At 75.4% G+C, this 16,831-nt stretch carries 12 protein-coding genes; 4 read left to right on the top strand and 8 right to left on the bottom strand.

The features are described 5' to 3' along the window. Nucleotides 1-39: 39 nt before the first annotated feature. The 3 genes from sucB to gcvT form a co-directional block, all read right to left on the bottom strand. On the bottom strand, nucleotides 40-1,470 hold the full coding sequence (gene sucB / locus QOZ89_RS42110) for a 2-oxoglutarate dehydrogenase, E2 component, dihydrolipoamide succinyltransferase (RefSeq protein WP_312629782.1): 1,431 nt from the start codon (nucleotides 1,468-1,470) through the stop codon (nucleotides 40-42). Between the two features lie 285 nt (nucleotides 1,471-1,755). Then, the gene (gene lpdA, locus QOZ89_RS42105; protein ID WP_312629780.1) at nucleotides 1,756-3,144 is read right to left on the bottom strand and encodes a dihydrolipoyl dehydrogenase; all 1,389 of its coding nucleotides are present in this window, start codon (nucleotides 3,142-3,144) and stop codon (nucleotides 1,756-1,758) included. 588 nt (nucleotides 3,145-3,732) lie between these two features. Next, nucleotides 3,733-4,884 carry a glycine cleavage system aminomethyltransferase GcvT gene (gcvT, locus tag QOZ89_RS42100; protein ID WP_312629778.1) on the bottom strand — a complete coding sequence of 384 codons (1,152 nt, stop codon included), beginning with the start codon at nucleotides 4,882-4,884 and terminating at the stop codon, nucleotides 3,733-3,735. 76 nt (nucleotides 4,885-4,960) lie between these two features. Between gcvT and QOZ89_RS42095 the strand changes: the two genes are divergently transcribed. Further along, nucleotides 4,961-6,511, top strand: coding sequence for a leucyl aminopeptidase (locus tag QOZ89_RS42095; protein ID WP_071048978.1), 1,551 nt, complete (start codon nucleotides 4,961-4,963; stop codon nucleotides 6,509-6,511). A gap of 51 nt (nucleotides 6,512-6,562) precedes the next feature. On the opposite strand, the gene QOZ89_RS42090 is transcribed toward QOZ89_RS42095, so the two are convergent. Both QOZ89_RS42090 and QOZ89_RS42085 read right to left on the bottom strand, forming a co-directional pair. Continuing rightward, nucleotides 6,563-7,471 (bottom strand): adenosylcobinamide-GDP ribazoletransferase, encoded by a 909-nt coding sequence (locus QOZ89_RS42090; RefSeq protein ID WP_071048979.1) that lies wholly within the window; start codon nucleotides 7,469-7,471, stop codon nucleotides 6,563-6,565. Nucleotides 7,472-7,481: 10 nt separating this feature from the next. After that, nucleotides 7,482-8,687: a nicotinate-nucleotide--dimethylbenzimidazole phosphoribosyltransferase gene (locus QOZ89_RS42085; RefSeq protein ID WP_083418662.1), complete on the bottom strand. Its 1,206-nt coding sequence runs from the start codon at nucleotides 8,685-8,687 to the stop codon at nucleotides 7,482-7,484. Nucleotides 8,688-9,143: 456 nt separating this feature from the next. Between QOZ89_RS42085 and QOZ89_RS42080 the strand changes: the two genes are divergently transcribed. Beyond that, nucleotides 9,144-13,925 carry a DUF4062 domain-containing protein gene (locus QOZ89_RS42080; protein ID WP_312629769.1) on the top strand — a complete coding sequence of 1,594 codons (4,782 nt, stop codon included), beginning with the start codon at nucleotides 9,144-9,146 and terminating at the stop codon, nucleotides 13,923-13,925. A gap of 17 nt (nucleotides 13,926-13,942) precedes the next feature. Here QOZ89_RS42080 and QOZ89_RS42075 read toward each other — a convergent pair whose 3' ends face one another. The 3 genes from QOZ89_RS42075 to QOZ89_RS42065 form a co-directional block, all read right to left on the bottom strand. Beyond that, the gene (locus QOZ89_RS42075; RefSeq protein ID WP_071048981.1) at nucleotides 13,943-14,191 is read right to left on the bottom strand and encodes a hypothetical protein; all 249 of its coding nucleotides are present in this window, start codon (nucleotides 14,189-14,191) and stop codon (nucleotides 13,943-13,945) included. 187 nt (nucleotides 14,192-14,378) lie between these two features. Further along, entirely contained in the window at nucleotides 14,379-15,269 is an 891-nt protein-coding gene (locus QOZ89_RS42070) for an MBL fold metallo-hydrolase (protein ID WP_071048982.1), read from the bottom strand. A gap of 161 nt (nucleotides 15,270-15,430) precedes the next feature. Beyond that, complete coding sequence (locus QOZ89_RS42065; protein ID WP_198543247.1) at nucleotides 15,431-15,583, bottom strand: hypothetical protein; 153 nt, start codon at nucleotides 15,581-15,583, stop codon at nucleotides 15,431-15,433. 350 nt (nucleotides 15,584-15,933) lie between these two features. Between QOZ89_RS42065 and QOZ89_RS42060 the strand changes: the two genes are divergently transcribed. Together QOZ89_RS42060 and QOZ89_RS42055 are read left to right on the top strand one after the other, a co-directional pair. Continuing rightward, entirely contained in the window at nucleotides 15,934-16,146 is a 213-nt protein-coding gene (locus tag QOZ89_RS42060; RefSeq protein WP_071048983.1) for a hypothetical protein, read from the top strand. 216 nt (nucleotides 16,147-16,362) lie between these two features. Continuing rightward, nucleotides 16,363-16,824 carry a nitroreductase/quinone reductase family protein gene (locus QOZ89_RS42055; protein ID WP_071049010.1) on the top strand — a complete coding sequence of 154 codons (462 nt, stop codon included), beginning with the start codon at nucleotides 16,363-16,365 and terminating at the stop codon, nucleotides 16,822-16,824. Nucleotides 16,825-16,831 lie beyond the last annotated feature (7 nt).

The raw sequence follows: 16,831 nt of genomic DNA, 5'->3' as shown, positions 1-16,831 counted from the left end.
GCGGCCCGCGTGGTGCGCGGGCCGCCCTCTTACCCGGTGCTAGAGGCCGAGCTCGGCCTCGAAGGCGCCCTCTTCCAGGCGGGTCTTGATCGTGTTGAGGAAGCGGGCCGCGTCGGCGCCGTCGACGACCCGGTGGTCGTAGGTCAGCGACAGGTAGACCGTCGAGCGAACGGCGATCACCTCGCCGAGGTTCGGGTCCTCGATGACGGCCGGGCGCTTGACGACGGCGCCGGTGCCGAGGATGCCGACCTGCGGCTGGTTGATGATCGGCGTGTCGATCAGCGCGCCCCGGCTGCCGGTGTTGGTCAGCGTGAAGGTGCCGCCGCCCAGCTCGTCGGGCGAGACCTGGTTCGCCCGGGTCCGCTTCGCCAGGTCGTCGATCTTGCGGGCCATGCCGGCGAGGTTCAGGTCGCCGGCACTGTGGATCACGGGCACGAGGAGGCCGCGATCGCTGTCCACCGCGATGCCCAGGTGCTCGACGTCGTAGTAGGTGATCGTGCCGGCCTCGGTGTCGACGCTGGAGTTGAGCACCGGGTGCTCGCGCAGCGCCTCACAGGCGGCCACCGCGAAGAACGGCAGGAACGACAGCTTCACACCCTCGCGGGCCACGAACGCGTCCTTCGCCTGCGCCCGCAGCCGGGCGATCTTCGTGACGTCGGCTTCGACGATCGTGGTCAACTGGGCGCTGACCTGCAGCGACTCCACCATGCGGCGGGCGATGACCGAGCGCAGCCGGGACAGTTTCTCGGTCTTGCCCCGCAGCGCCGGCACCGGGGCGGGGGGGGCGGCCGGGCGGGTGGGCGCGGGAGCGGGCACGGCGGCGGCGGTCGGAGCCGGGGCAGCCGGGGCCGGGGCGGCAGTGGGAGCCGGCGCGGGTGCTTCGGCCGGCGCGGGTGCCGCCGAGCGGGCGGCGTCCAGGATGTCCTGCTTGCTGATGCGGCCGCCGGGGCCTGAGCCGGTGACCGACCCCAGGTCGACGCCCAGCTCGCCGGCCATCTTGCGCACCAGCGGGGTGACGTAGCGCGCCTCGCCGTTGGCGGACGGAGCCGGGGCGACGGCGACCGGGGAGGGAACCGGCGGGGGCGTCGGCGCGGCCGGGGCCGGCGGCGGGGTAGCGGCGACAGGAGCTGGTGCCGGCGGGGGCGTCGGTGCCGGCGGGGGCGGGGGCGGGGGCGGGGGAGCCGGAGCGGGCTCGGGCGCGGCGGCCGCGGCCGGGGCCGCGGCCCCGCCGGCGCCGTCCTCGATCACCGCGAGCTCGACGCCGACCTCGACGGTCTCGTCCTCGGCGACCTTGATCGAGGCGAGCACGCCGGAGGCCGGCGCCGGGATCTCGGTGTCGACCTTGTCAGTGCTGACCTCGAGGAGGGGCTCGTCGGCCTCGACGCGCTCACCCTCCTGCTTGAGCCACCGGGTGACCGTGCCCTCGGACACGCTCTCGCCCAGGCGGGGCATCGTGACGGATACAGACATTGCTGCGGGACTCCTTCATGGTGCCCGTGGGGCGCCCCGCCACCGCGCCGCCCGGCCGGCGTCTCGACATCGCCCCGCTCGCCTGCCGCCGGACCGAGCGTGCGGTGGCAGGCGGGCAGACGGGCGGCATGATGCCGCGACGCCGGGCGGGCGTCCACGGGGCGGCGATACGCCTAGCGGGACGCGTGCCGGCACCTGGCCGAGGCCAGGTGCCGTGCCTGGCGGGTTGCGGTGCGGCGGGTCGCCGGGGTCTCGCGTGAGCGGGGATGCACCCGGCGCCAGCCGTCAGTCGTGCAGGTGCAGCGGCTTGCCGGCCAGGGCGAGGTGGGCCTCGCCGAGTGCCTCCGACATGGTCGGGTGTGGGTGGATCAGCTGGGCGACGTCCGCCGGGTACGCCTCCCAGTTCGTGATCAGCTGCGCTTCGGCGATCAGCTCGCCAACCCGGTCACCGACCATGTGCACGCCGACCACCGGCCCGCCCTTGACGGCGATGACCGTGACCGCGCCGGAAGTCTTCAGAATCTGGGACTTCCCGTTGCCCGCGAGGTTGTAGGTCACCGAGGTGACCGCGTCCGCGCCGAACCGCTCCCGCGCGACCGCGAGCGTCACGCCGACCGAGGCCACCTCCGGGGAGGAGTACGTGACCCGGGGGACGTTGTCGTAGTCGATCGGCACTGGGTTCAGCCCGGCGAGCTGCTCGGCTACGAAGATGCCCTCGGCGAAGCCGACGTGCGCGAGCTGCAGGCCCGGCCGCAGGTCGCCGATCGCCGAGATCGTCGGGATGTTGGTCCGCAGGTCGCGGTCGACGAGCACGAAGCCACGCTCGATCGCGACGCCGACCTCGTCGTAGCCGAGGCCCTCGGAGACCGGGCCGCGGCCGACCGCGACGAGCAGCAGCTCGGCGTCCAGCGTCGAGCCGTCCTCGAGCGAGACCGTGACGCCGTGGTCGGTGGTCTTCACCCCGGAGAAACGGGTCTTCAGCTTGAACTTGATGCCACGGCGACGGAAGCCGCGCTCCAGCAGCTTCGAGCTGGACTCGTCCTCCAGCGGCACCAGGTGCGGCAGGGCCTCGACGATCGTGACGTCGGCGCCGTAGGAGCGCCACACCGACGCGAACTCGCAGCCGATGACGCCGCCGCCGAGCACGACGACCGAACCGGGCACCCGGTCCAGCTCCAGCGCGTCCTCGCTGGTGATGACCTTCTCGTGGTCGATCTCCAGGCCGGGAAGGGAGCGCGAGTAGGAACCCGTGGCCAGGATCACGTGCCGGCCCTCGACGACCCGGCCGCCGACGGCGACCGCGGTCGGGGAGACCAGCCGGCCCTCGCCCGTGACGACCTCGATGCCGCGCGCCTTGATGAGCCCCGTCAGGCCCTTGAACAGGCCGCCGACGACCGACTCCTTATACGCGTTGACCTTGGCCATGTCGACCCCGTTGAAGGTCGACAGGACGCCGAAGGTCTCGCTCTCGTGGATGTTGTCCACGATCTCCGCCGAGTGCAGCAGCGCCTTCGTCGGGATGCACCCGCGGTGGAGGCACGTGCCGCCAAGCTTGTCCTTCTCGACCAGGACAACGCTCAGTCCGAGCTCGGCGGCGCGCAGCGCGGCGGCGTATCCGCCGCTGCCGCCACCGAGGATGACAAGGTCGACGGGACCGGCCGCAGATTCTGCCACGCCAAGGGCCCCTTCTCGTTACTCGTAGCCAGCAGGGCCGCGCGGGCCGCGATCATGTTGATCCGCGTGCCCTGCCACCCCTGCGGGACCGCCGATGGTCCCGGCTGCCCAGTCTTTCACGGCATGGCCACCCGTCGGGCAGGTTGTGGCGGTCGGCGATAAGGATGCTTGCGCATCCATCGCCGACCCGCCTGTCGGGGCGAGACGCTGGGCGCGCTCGCCCCGTGTCGGGCGCTGAGCGCCCTCCCCGCGTGGTACCGGGCCCTGGCAGATGGCGGTGGTAGAGCTGGGACCGGGCTGACGCGGTGGCTGGGTAGGCATTGCGCCAATGCGCCGTCACTTGCTGTGGCTGGACATCCGAGCCCATGGGATGTCTGTCGGGCGCGGGGCGCCCTCCCTCTGTGGTTCCGGGGTTGGCGTGTATGTCCGGGGCTGGGCTGGTTACGGGTCGGGAACTTGCCGTGCGCTGGGCATCGATTCCGGTCCGGTTCGAAGCCGGGATTGCGACCAGGCTTCGTCGATGGCTGCCGGCCAGTGTGACCAACCTCGCAGGTCGGCCGTCGAGGATCGACGACCGCGGCGCGGCCGCTACTTGGGCGACGACGGGACGAACGGCGGGCGCACCACCGTCATCGTCGACCGCCGTCCGCGGACGTCCACGCCGACCTCGTCGCCCTCGCTCACAGAGCGGTCGAGCAGCGCGAGGCCGATGCCGACCCGCAGGGTCGGCGAGAACGTGCCGCTGGTGACCTCGCCCACATCGGTACCGGCCGCGTCGAGGACGTGCATGTGCGGCCGGGGGATCCCGCGGTCGGTGGCCTTCAGGCCCCACAGCAGCCGCGTCGCCCCGGCGGCCCGCTCGGCGAGCAGCGCCTCCCGGCCCCAGAACGCCTCCTTGCCCCAGCCGACCGCCCAGCCGGCCCGCGCCCGCACCGGGCTGATCGACAGCGACAGGTCCTGACCGTGCAGCGGATAGCCCATCTCGGTGCGCAGCGTGTCCCGCGCGCCCAGGCCGCAGGCCCGCCCGCCGAGACCCGAGGCGACGGCGAGCAGCGCGTCCCACAGCTCGACCGCGTCGCCCCAGTGGGGCAGCAGCTCGTAGCCGCGCTCGCCGGTGTAGCCGGAGCGGCAGACGACGACCGGCCGGCCCTTCCACTCGGCGTCGCGGAACGACATGTAGTCGCCCTCGGCCGGCAGGCCAAGCGCCACGAGCACCTCGGGCGCGCGCGGGCCCTGCACGGCGAGCACGCCATAGGCGTCGTGCAGATTGGTGACCGTGAGCCCGGGCGGCGCGGCGGCGGCGAGCCGGCGCACCACCTCCGCGGTGTTCGCCGCGTTCGGCACCAGGAAGACGTCCTCGTCACCGTAGAGGTAGGCGATCAGGTCGTCGACGACGCCGCCGGACTCGTCGCAGCACAGCGTGTACTGCGCTCGCCCTGGGCTGATGCGGCCGAGGTCGTTGGTGAGGGCGGCGTTGACGAAGGCGGCGGCGCCGGGGCCGGCCACCCTGGCCTTGCCGAGGTGGCTCACGTCGAAGACGCCGACTGCCTCGCGGACGGCCTTGTGCTCGGCGAGCACCCCGCCGCCGGTGTACTCGATCGGCATCTCCCAGCCACCGAACGAGGCGAGCTTGGCACCGGCCTCAACGTGCCGCTCGAACAGCGGCGTGCGCAGCAGCGGGGCGCCGCCGGTGGTCTCGGTGGTCTCGGTGGTCTCGGAGGTCGCGGAGGTCTCGGCCATGTCACCGCAGCGTAGACCGCTTCCACCTGGTCGGGCGCGAGCAGGCACTTCCGCTTGGAAGCATTAGGCTTTGGGCATGACCTCCGCCGCCGCCGCAGCCGCAGCCCTCAAGACCCTGGACGTGGACGCGGTGGTGATCGGTACCGCCGCCGGCGATGACGGCCCGATACCGCTCGGCGGCTCGACCGAGCTTGACGCGGCGCTCGGCGGCCGGCTGGCCAAGGTGCTCGCCGACGTCGGCGCGACCGGCCGGGCCGGCGACGTGGTCCGGTTCGCGACGCTCGGCGCGATCCAGGCGGGCAGCGTCGTCGCCGTCGGGGTCGGGCCGCTGCCGGCCGGCGGGGCGGGGGAGCTCGAGCACGAGGCGCTGCGGCGCGCCGCGGGGGCGGCGACGCGGGCGCTCGCCGGCACCGCCAAGGTCGCGACCACGCTCGCGCTCGCGGGCGGCGCGGCCACCCCCGAGTCGGTGCGGTCGGTCGCCGAGGGCGCGCTGCTCGGCGCGTACAGCTTCGACGTGTTCCGGACGACGTCGGCGAAGGGCCGCCCGGCCCCGGCCGAGGAGGTCGTCGTGCTCGTCGACGAGGCGGACGCGGAGATGGCCGCCACCGCGGTCGAGCACGCGGTGACCGTGACCGACGCGGTCCGGCTGGTGCGTGACCTGGTGAACACCCCGCCCGGGCACCTGCCCCCGGCGCGGCTCGCGGAGATCGCCGAGCAGGAGGCGGCCGCGGCCGGCCTGCTCGTCGAGGTCCTGGACGAGAAGGAGCTCGCGGACGGCGGGTACGGCGGCCTGCTCGGCGTCGGGCAGGGCTCCACCAACCCGCCCCGGCTGGTGCGCCTGGAGTGGCCGGGCGCGGGCGCCGCCGACGGCGCCGAGCCGGCGCCGGTGGCGCTGGCGCTCGTCGGCAAGGGCATCACGTTCGACTCGGGCGGCCTCTCGCTCAAGCCGCCAACGTCGATGGAGTGGATGAAGACCGACATGGCGGGCTCCGCGTCCGTGCTGGCGGCCCTCGTCGCGGCCGCGCGGCTGCGGCTGCCGGCCCGGGTGGTCGGCTGGCTCGCCTGCGCGGAGAACATGCCGAGCGGGACGGCGATCCGGCCGTCGGACGTGCTCACGCTGCGCGGTGGCACCCGGGTCGAGGTGCTCAACACCGACGCCGAGGGCCGGCTGGTGCTCGGTGACGCGCTGGTGCGGGCGGGCGAGGAGAAGCCGGCGATGATCGTCGACGTCGCGACGCTCACCGGCGCGCAGATCGTCGCGCTCGGCCAGCGCACCACCGGCCTGCTCGGCCGGGACGGCGCCGTCGACGCGGTCGCCGCCGCGGCGAAGGCCACCGGCGAGGCCGTCTGGCCGATGCCGATGCCGCCGGAGCTGCGCAAGGGCCTGGACTCGACGGTCGCCGACATCGCCAACGTGCCGACCAACGGCAGCCGCGACGGCGGCATGCTTGTCGCCGCCCACTTCCTGGCCGCCTTCGCGCCCGCCGACATCCCCTGGGCTCACCTGGACATCGCCGGCCCGTCCTGGAACGGCGGCGAGCCCTACGGCCACACCCCCAAGGCCGCCACCGGCGCCATCACCCGCACCCTCATCCAGCTCGCTGAGGACCGCGCCTCAGCCAGCTGATCCGAGCACGCCTCCGATCCCCCGTCCAGGCCGGACGCCTGGGCGGGAGGATCAGCCGCCGATGGCGTCCTGGATGCGGCCGGGGATCGTGAAGGCCATCGTGATGAGGGCGACCGTGACGGTCAGCTCGACGATGGCGCAGAGGACCGGTGCGGGGGTGCCGCCGAGACGGCGGGCCAGGAACCGGCGCAGCAGCAGGCCGGCGGCGGTGGCGAGCGCGAGGGCGACGACGGCGCGCAGGGCTCGGCTGGGGTCGCCCCCGTCGTAGTCGAGGCGGCCGGCGATCGTGGCCAGCACGAACGACAGCACCGTCGCGAGCGCCGCGCCGGACGTCGAGACCTGGCCCACCACGATCCGCCGCCTGGACACGGCCGCGCCGGCGACCGTGCTGGCCGCCGGGACGGCGGCCCGGGCGGAGAGACGGGTGGCGGGCACCTCGCCTGCCTCGGGTTCCCGCGAGAGGCGGGCGCCGGCCAGGGTGACGGCCAGCCGGCTGGCCAGACAGGCGACGAGGATGCTGACCGTGCCGCGATGGGCGAGGATCGCCGTGCTCAGCGCGAAGACCTGGATCAGCACGGTGAACAGCACCGTGACCGCGCCGACCCCGGTCAGCGCGCCGCCGGGGCTGTCCGCCGGCGCGTCCCAGACCGGCGCATCCCGCCTGGCCCGGTCACCGGCGAGAGCGTCCGCGACCGCGGCGAGGCCGGTCAGGTGACGTGCCCCGGTCGCCAGAGCGAGCAGCGCCAGGCCGCCGGCGGCCGGCAGCAGCGACTGGGGCTCGCCGCCGGGCAGCTCCGCCCACACCCGGATGGTGACGACGACCACGGCCGTGACCAGGCCGAGCAGCAGGCCGCCCAGCGGGGCGAGCGTCGTCAGCCGGCTCGCCGCGGTCCGGCTCACCGGCTCGGTCGGGCGCACCGGCGCGGCGGTGAGCACGGCGAGCATGGTGCGAAGGCTCATGGACGAACCATCAGGTGATGTCCGCCGCGTCGACGTCGGCCTCGGCTTCGCCCGCCGCCGCCCCGGCCTCCGCCGCGGCGGCGTCGAGGTCGGCGGCGGTCTCCACCGCGGCCGCCACCAGCGCGGCCGCGGCGAACGCGCCGGTTCCGTCGTCGACGCGGATCTTCAGGTCGACCAGCGGGGACAGGCTGAGCGCCTCGGCCGCGTGGCGTGCCGCCGGGTCGGGACAGTCGCTGCCCACCAGCCACCAGGCGCGCGAGCCCGGCGCCAGCCGCTCGGCGGCGAGCGCCGCGGCGCAGGCCGCGGGGCCGTCGACGATGACCGGGGTGCGCCGGACGGCGGCCTGGACGAGCACGCCGGCGATGGCCGCGAGGTCCGCGCCGCCGGCGACCCGCAGCACCGAGCGGGCGTCGGGGGCGAACGGGCGGGTGCGGCGAAGCGCGTCCCGGATCGCCGCGGTGCGCAGCATCCAGCGCGCGTCGTCGACGCCGTCGCCGCGGTCCACGACGTCGATCGGCTCGTGGTCGCGCAGCGCCGCGACGACGACCGCTGCGGCGGTGTCGGCCCCCACGCCCAGCGCGCCCGGGATCAGCAGGTCCGCGCCCGCGTCGATCTCCTCGTCCGCGAGCCGCCGGCCGGTCGCGAAAGCCCGTTCGGCCTCGGCGACGGTCAGCGCGTCGTCCTGGTCGATCCGCCCGTTGCCAGCCCGTACCCGGTAGCCCTCGTCGTCCGGCAGCCCGGTTCCCGCGCCGCCGTCGGCCGTCACGCCGAGGGCGATGTCGACGAGGCGCAGGCCGACGCCGGCGCGGCGGGCGAGGACGGCGAGCGGCGAGGCGCCGGCGGCGACGGCGGCCAGCCGGCGGGCGGTGGCGCCGGCCGGCCAGGGATACAGGCCTGCCTCGGCGATGCCGTGGTCGGCGGCCAGGAGGATGGCGCGGGCCCGCGTGATCGGCCGCGGCGGCGACGTGCCCTGGACCGCGGCGAGCCAGGCGGCCACCTCGGAGAGCTTGCCGAGCGAGCCCCGCGGCAGGTCGAGCGCGCGCGCCCGGCGGTGCGCGGCGGCCTGCTCGACGGCGGCCGCCGCCGCGTCCGGCTCGGGCACCTCGCCGATGTTGGCCGAGACGCCCGCCCAGCTGGCCGTGGCCGCGGGCGACACCCCAGCCGTCGGCTCTCCGGCCGAGGACGCCCCGGTCGCGGCGGTCAGCGGGTTCTCCACGAGGTCCTTACTACCTGATTGTCCGTGCCCCGGGCCGCGCGCCCCCGTGAGTGGCTCGTCGGCCGAGGTCGACGACGGTCACCGGCCCTACGTCGGCGGGGGTTCGGGCCGACCCGGGCCGACGTCGGCCAGTGCGGGCCGGTGGGGGGCGCCGATCCGGTGGGCTCACCTCAGCCGGGGCGATGTAGGGGCACGAACGGGGGTGGACCTCACGGCCCGGGAACATCGCATGATCACCGTGGACGAACCCGCCGAATCGGGCCGGATCGGGTAGGTCGCATGTGGGCGGACGGTGAGACCAGATGGCGCGAACAGCATGAATCGGGCGAGCGACACAACCGGCGAGCAAGGATGGCGATCAGGGTGGGGCGAAGGCGGTAGTTTCCAGATGTGTCGCTGGTTCCGGATCGGCGGGGAATCGCCCCGCGGAGGTGGGGGGCGGGCGACCGGCGGCGGGTGTTCCTCAGCCACACGTCCGAGCTCCGGGCCTACCCGCGCGACCTGTCGTTCGTCGCCGCGGCGGAGCGTGCCGTGGCGCGGGCGGGCGACCTCGCCGTCGACATGGCGTACTTCGGTGCCCGCGACGACCCGCCGGCCGACTTCTGCGCCCAGCAGGTCCGCGCGAGCGACGTCTACGTCGGCCTGATCGGCTTCCGCTACGGCTCGCCGGTGCGCGAGCGGCCGGACCTGTCCTACACCGAGGTCGAGTTCGAGGCGGCCACTGAGGCCGGCATCCCACGGCTGGTGTTCCTGCTCGCTGAGGATGCGCTCGTCCCGTTCCAGGAGTTCTCGGACATCGTCCACGGCGGCCGCCAGCGCCGCTTCCGTGAGCGGCTGAACGACGCCGGCCTCATCACCACGAGCTTCCGGGCGCCGGCCGACCTCGAGACGGCCGTCCTCGATGCCCTGGTCAAGCTGCGTGAGCGCGAGCGCCGCGAGCTGGAGGAGGCATCCGCCGGCCCTGCGAACGGCCACACCCTGATGCCTGGCCCCGCCGTGGTCATCGTCGGGGTCGGCACGGTCAGCCCGGACGCGGCGCCGGTGGGCACCGGGCCGCGCCGGCCGTGGATGGTGCCGTCGCCGCACGGCAAGGTCGTCGCCCGTCCGGAGCTCACCGAGGCCGTTCTCACCCGGCTGCTGGCCCACGCCACCGGCGTCACCCGCGCCGCCACGCCGCCCGCTGGCGCGGCGGCACCGGACGTCGACGTGGACGCGGACCTAGACGCGGACGCGGACACCGTTGACGAGATCACCTTGCCCGCCCTGCCGCCTTCGCTGGTCCACCGGCAGATCGCCCAGACGGCCGGGACCTCGGCGTCGCGACTGCCGGCTGTGCCGTCGGCGGTCGGCGACGGTGGGACGGGCGCCTTTCCGGTCGTCCCCGGCGGCGCGGCGCCGGGGGAGCGGTCCCAGGGCGCGGTCCCGCCACGGACGGTGGTGCTGCGCGGAGTGGGCGGCTTCGGCAAGACCACGCTCGCCGCGGAGGTGTGCCGGCGCCCGGAGATCGCCGGCGCGTTCCCCGGCGGGGTGCTGTGGGTGACCGTCGGCGAGTCGGTGACCGGCGCGAACCTCGCGGACAAGATCAACGACCTGAGCGAGGCCCTGTCCGGCGCCCGGCCGGCGCTCGCGGACCCCGAACAGGCCGGGTTCCGCCTCGGCGAGCTGCTCGGCACGCCTCGGCGGCTGCTCGTCGTCGACGACGTATGGACGCGGGCACAGCTCGCGCCGTTCCTGCAGGGCGGCCCGGGCTGCGTTCGGCTGGTCACCACCCGGATGCGGGATCTGCGTTCGGACCTCGCCGCCGCCGACACGGTCGAGGTGCTGGCGATGTCCGACGCGGAGGCCGCCCGCCTCCTCACCCTCGACCTCAGCCCGGGGCAGGGGGAGGCGCCCATCTGGGGGACTGGCACCGGCGGCGGCGCCACCCGCGGGACCGATGCCACCGGCCGGACCGATGCCAGCGGCGCGACCGAGACCGCCGAAGCCGGGGTTCCTGCCGGATCCGGGGTTCCTGCCCGATTCGGGGTTCCTGCCGGATTGGCGGAGCCTGCGGAGCCAATCTGGGAGGTCCGGAAGCCGATCGGGGAGGTCGGGAAGCCGATCCGGGAGGTTGGGCTCGCGCTGGGCCAGGTGCTGCCGGCCGACCGGGCGCGGCGGCTGCTGGACGCGACCGGGCGTTGGCCGGTGCTGCTGCGGCTGGTCAACCGGGCACTCGTCCGGCTGGTGCGCGACGGCGTGCCGCCACCGCGTGCCGCCGACCGGGTGCTCGCCCGGCTGGCCCGCCGCGGCCCGACGGCGTTCGACGTCACCCGGCTCGAGGACCGCAACCAGGCCGTCGGCGCCACCCTGTCGGCGAGTGTCGGCCTGCTCACCGGCGACGAGCTGGACCGGTACCTGGAACTCGCCGTCTTCCCCGAGGACGTCGAGATCCCCCGCTATGTGCTCGACGCCTACTGGGGCGCCACCGGGGAGCTCACCCTCGACGAGGTCGACGACCTGTGCCAGGAGCTCCTCGACCTGTCGCTGGTGCTCGCCTACCGCCGGTACCCGCCGGCGTTGCTGATGCAGGATGTGCTGCGCTCCTACCTGCGTGTCCGCGTCGGCCCGCGGCGGCTGCGTGAGCTGCACGGGGTGCTGTGCGACGCGCTGCGGGCCCGACTGCTCGTGCCGGGCCGGCCACCCGCGGCCGGCCTTCCGGGCGCCGAGGACACCGGGGGCTACGGCTACGACCTCGGGGACACCGACAACTACGGCGGCGACGTCGCTGGTGGCACCGAGCGCCCCGGCGCGGGCTTCGCGGACCCTGGCGCCGATCCGGCGGGAAGCCCTGCGCCCGTGGCCTGGTGGGAGCTGCCGAGCCGAGCCGGCTACGTGTGGACGAACCTGGTCGCGCACCTCGGCGGCGCCGGCCGGGCCGACGAGGCGCTCGCGCTGGTGCGCGACCTGCGCTGGACCGTCGCCAAACTCGCCCGGCCCAGCCTCGGCCTGGTCGCCGTCGACGCGGACCTGGCGCTCGCCACCGAGCTGGACCCGGCGGATCCGGCGCCCAGGGCGTTGCGTCGTGTGCTGCGCCAGACCGCCCACCTGTTCGGCCCCACCGACCCGCCGGACGCCCTGAGCGCGGTGCTGGCGAGCCGGCTCGACGGCATCCCGGCGCTGGCCGGCGCCCGCGCCCAGTTCGCCGCCACCGTGCGCGGGCCGCGGCTGGTCAACCGCTGGAGCCTGCCCGACCAGCCGCACCCCGGGCTCGTCCGGGTGCTCCAGGCCCATCGCCCGTCGGTCAACGCCTGCGCGGTGGCCCCGTCGGGCGACTGGCTGGCCTGCGCCGGCGACGACGGCACCGTTCAGATCTGGGACGCGGACGCATCCGCCGCCCGCGCGGTGCTGACCGGCCACACGGGCGCCGTGCACACCTGCGTGATCGCGCTGGACGGCGGCTTCCTCGTGTCGGGCGGCGCGGACCGGGTGGTCCGGGTCTGGGACGCCCGCGGCGGCCCGGCCCGGTTCGAGCTGCGCGGCCATTCCGGGGAGGTGCGCGGCGCCGCGGTCGCGCCGTCCGGCGCCTGGTTCGCGACCTGTGGCGACGACGGCATCGTCCGCTGCTGGCGCGCCCGCAGCGGCCTGCCCGGCCCGATGATCGTGGTGACACCAGGCCGCCGGCTCCGCGACTGCGCGATCTCGCCCGACGGCTCGCTGCTCGCGGCGGCGTGCGAGGACGGGGTGATCCGGCTGTTCGACACCCGCCAGGGCGGCGCCCCGGTCGGTGAGCTGCGCGGGCACCGCGGTCCGGTGCGCCGGCTCGCTGGCTGCCACGGGCCGGCCTGGCTGGTCTCCGCCGGGGAGGACGGCACGGTCCGGCGGTGGGACCCGGCGGCCCGCATGGCCGTCGCGCGCTACGACGTGGGCGCCGCGGCGCGCGGCTGCGCGGTCACCGCGGACGGCGCGGCGGTGGCCGCGACCGCGGCCGACGGCGTCGTGCGGCTGTGGGACACGGCGACCGGCACGCGTCGCCAGCTGGTCGGTCCGAGCGGGACGGCGGCGGTCTGCGCGATCGCCCCGGACGGGAGCTGGCTGGTCTCCGCCGGTCGGCACGGGGCGCTGCGGATCTGGGATGTGGGGCTCGCCGACCCGGGCGTCGCGGCGAGCGGCCGGGATGAGGGGATGCGCGCCTGCGTCGCGAGCTCGGACGGGCGCTGGGTCGTCTCCGTCTCCGAGGACGCCACTGCCGTCCAGTGGGACGTCGCCACGGCCGAGCAGGGGGCCGCGCTGGTGGGGGAGCGGCTCAACCCCGTCCGTGGCGGCGCGGTTGCCCCCGACGACAGCTGGGTGGCGCTGCCCGGCCGGGACGGCGGTGTGCGGCTGTGGGAGCCCGCAACCGGCACGGTCCGGGCCGTCCTTAGCTCACCGAGCGAGGTCCGCGGCTTCGCCGCGTCGCCCGACGGTTCCTGGCTGGTGGGCGCATGCGCGGACGGCGCCGTGCGGATGTGGGACACCCAGAGCGGCGAGTGGCTCGCCTCGTTCGCCGGCCGCAAGGCCGGCGGCGGCAGCGCCGGCGGCCGCGGCGCCAGCGGGCCAGGCGGCGCCGGCAGCCGCCGGCCGGGTGAGCCGTCGCGCCTGTACGGCAGCCAGCCGTCGACCAGCCAGCCGTCCACCACGGGCCGACGGGCCCGGAACCCGAACGACACCGACCTGTACCCGACCGGTCCATACCCCGAAGATCCCTACGACATCGAGGCTTACTACACCGAACCGGCGACCGGTGGCGGTGGCGCCGGGCACACCTGCGTCGTCGCCCCGGACGGCGCCTGGGTGGCCGCGGGCGGCGCTGACCAGGAGATCCGGGTCTGGGACGTCGCCACGCTGGAGCCGCTGGACCTGCTCACCGGGCACACCGGCGAGGTGCTGGGCCTCACCGTCGCGCCGGACGGCCGTTTCCTGGCCTCCGCGGGCGCCGACCACACGCTGAGGGTCTGGTGGACCGACGGCTGGCGGGCGGGCCCGGTGCTGACGGGGCACACCCACACGGTCCGGGGCGCGGCGGTCAGCCCCGACGGGGCGTTCCTCGCCAGCGCCGGCGGCGACGGCTCGGTGCGGATCTGGGAGACGGCGCGCTGGCGGTGCGTCACGCTGATGCGGTTCGACGGCGCGGCCAGGGACTGCGCCTGGCTGCCCGACTCGCGCGGCCTCGCCGTAGCCGCCTCCGGCGGCCTCTACCTCTACGAACTACGCCTCGACTGAGCCACCTCGCGTCGGCGTCAGCCGATGTTGGGTGGGGTGAGGGCCGCGGCGGCCGAGGCCACCACCACGAGCATGAGCGCGAGCGCCGAGACGGCGTCGAGCCTGGCTCGCCCGGCCGGCGGGCGGGCCCGCGCGGAACGGCCGGTGACGACGACCCCCAGCGCGACGACGCCCACCAGCGCCGCCAACCGGCCGGAGACGCCGTCCGCCGGCACCCAGCCGAGCCCCGCCCACAGACCCATGAGCACAGCCAGGGCGCGTCCCATGCGAACGCCGCGGCCACGGACATTGTGGCCCGTCCGACACGTCACGGCAGGGAAGTACCCACGGTGCCAGATCCGGACGCCGGTGCCCCGGCGGGGCGGGCGGAAGGGCCCGCCCGGGCTGTCCTGTTCGCGGAGCCTTTGCCGCTGCCCGGCCGGGGGACGGGTGCCCGGCCGGGCAGCGCCGGCCTCAGCCCGGCGAGGGAAGCGTGACGGTGGCGCGCTTTCCGGGGGCGGCCTCGAGGACCGCGCCGTCCGGAAGCAGGTCGACGCCGATCGCGGCCAGGCGCTCGGCGAGCCGCGGACCCGGCGGGTTGCGGTGGCTCAGGTGGACGGCGACGACGGTCGAGGTGCCCGTCAGGGCGCCATGCGCGCGGAGCCGATCGACGTCGGCGGCGAACGTCGCCAGGTCCAGGTGGTCGCCGAAGCCGGGCTGGTCGCCGTTGTTCTCCTCGACCAGTGCCACGTCGAACTCCCGGCCGGCCAGCGCCTCGATGGTCGCCGCGGGCAGCGGACCGGTGTCGCAGGCGTAGAGCAGCCGGGCACCGTCCGGGGCGGTGATGTCGTAGAGCACCGCGGGCCCGATCGAGGCGTCCCCGTGCGCCGCCGCGACCGGAACCACCAGGTAGCCGTCCCCGTCCGGCCCCGGACCGCCCAGCCGGATGGCATTGCCGGCAAGGGCCTGCCTGGGGCGCAGCGGCGAGCCGGCCTCGCCGGGTGCCCGTCGCTCCCAGCGGGTCAGGAAGGCCGCGACGACGTCGAGCACCGCCGGCGGGCCGACGACGTCGAGCGGGCGGTCGGCCGCGGTGCTCCACGACCGCCACATCAGCACCTCCGGCCCGATGTGGTCCGGATGGGCGTGCCCGACCACGAGGTGGCGCAGGCCGCCCAGGTCGACGCCGAACCGGGCCGCCGCGCGCGGCACGTCCGGCCCGAGATCGACGAGCATGGCGTCGTCGAGCAGCACGCCCGTCTGCGTGCGGGCATTACCGGTGTCGCGTGCCCAGGTGCACGACGAACACGCACACCACGGATTCGGCCAGCCGTCGGCCGAGCCCGTGCCCAGCAGGGTGACGCGCACTTCTCCTGCCCCGCTCTCTGCCGCGGACGGCCGGTGTCAGACCAGGCCGCCCGCCGCGCCGGGGCCTGGCCGAGGCGTCCCCAGCCACCTGCTGGCGCGGTTCGTGGGTGCCGCCGCGGCGGGCGTGACGCCCACGTGGCCGCGGGCCCTCCGGCGGATGCTCAGACGTGCGGGTGGCGCTTGCGCTCCGCGAGCGTCATCAGCGTCAGCACGATGCCGAGCAGGATGATCGAGCCGAACGTGAGGGCCGCCACGACCCAGGGGGCGAACCCGCTGTCGCTGTGCTGGGCCGCCTCGGCGAGCTGTGTGACCACGTGGACATTCCTCCGCTTCTGATGCTGGCCTGCGCGTGCCGGTGCTGGCGCCGACATGCCGGGTCTTGCCCGGCCGCTGGGCCGCCCGGCCCGTTCGTCCCCTGGCAGGTCCGGGCCCGCCGACGTGCCCGCGCGCGGGCGCCGGCCGGCTGACCACCGAACGCGAGGCGGGGCGTCGCGCCTACGGTAGCCAATCGGTGGCGAATCCGTGCCGAGGTCGCGGACAGCCGGCGTTACCGACGTAGGGCACATCCTGGCCTGACCGCCCCGCCCGAGGCCAGTGACGGTTGGATGGGGTGGACGGCGGGATGCCGCCGACGGTCGTGGCGGGTTCACGAGGAGGTGCGCGGGTGAGCTGGACCTGGCGGTACGAGGCCGAGGACGGGGCGCTGGTGACGGTGGCCGGGGCGTCCGGGTCCGAGTCGTTCCCGAGTCAGGGCGACGCGGAGACCTGGATCGGGGAGATCTGGTCCGAGCTGCTCGACGGCGGCGTCACGCAGGTCACGCTGTGCGATGCGGGCCGCAAGGTCTACGGCCCGATGAGCCTGCGCCCGACGACCTGAGCCGCGAGCACGAGCGGCCTGGCGCGCACGCGGCGCCACCGCGGTCGGTGAAGATCCAGATCGCCGTGGCTAACAAAGTTAGCCACGACGGTTGACGAAGCTAACGGCGTTAGCCATAGTGGGCTAACGCTGTTAGCTACCTTCTTGGGAGTCGTCATGAACGAGGCCCTGCCGGCCGCCGAGTCCACTGTTTCCGCCGAGGCCGCTGGTTCCGCCATGCCGGGCGCGTCGGCGCACTACCAGGCGCCGGGCGCGTTCACCCGGAAGGTCTTCAACCGCCTGGTCGCGGCCCTCACCCGGCGCGGGGTGAGCGTGCTCGGCAGCCGAGTGCTCGAGGTGCGTGGCCGGACCAGCGGCGAGCCGCGGCGCACGCCCGTCAACCTTCTCGTCCTCGACGGCCGGGAGTATCTGGTGTCGCCTCGCGGCCACGGCCAGTGGGTGCGCAACGTGCGGGCGGCCGACGGCGAGCTGTACCTGCTGCTCGGCCGGTCCCGAGCCCACTACCGAGCCACGGAGCTGGCCGACCAGGAGAAGGTCCGGGTGCTGCGCTCCTACCTTCAGCGGTGGAAGGCCGAGGTCGGCGTCTTCTTCGGCGGTGTGGGGCCCGACTCGTCCGACGAGGAGCTCGCCGCGATCGCTCCCCGCCACCCGGCCTTCGTCCTGGAGCGGATCAACTGACCGCCCA

It is taken from the genome of Pseudofrankia coriaricola (assembly GCF_032027725.1).
Lineage (GTDB): Bacteria > Actinomycetota > Actinomycetes > Frankiales > Frankiaceae > Pseudofrankia.
Note: the sequence above shows the minus strand (reverse complement) of the source record. Positions and strands in the feature narration are given on the sequence as shown.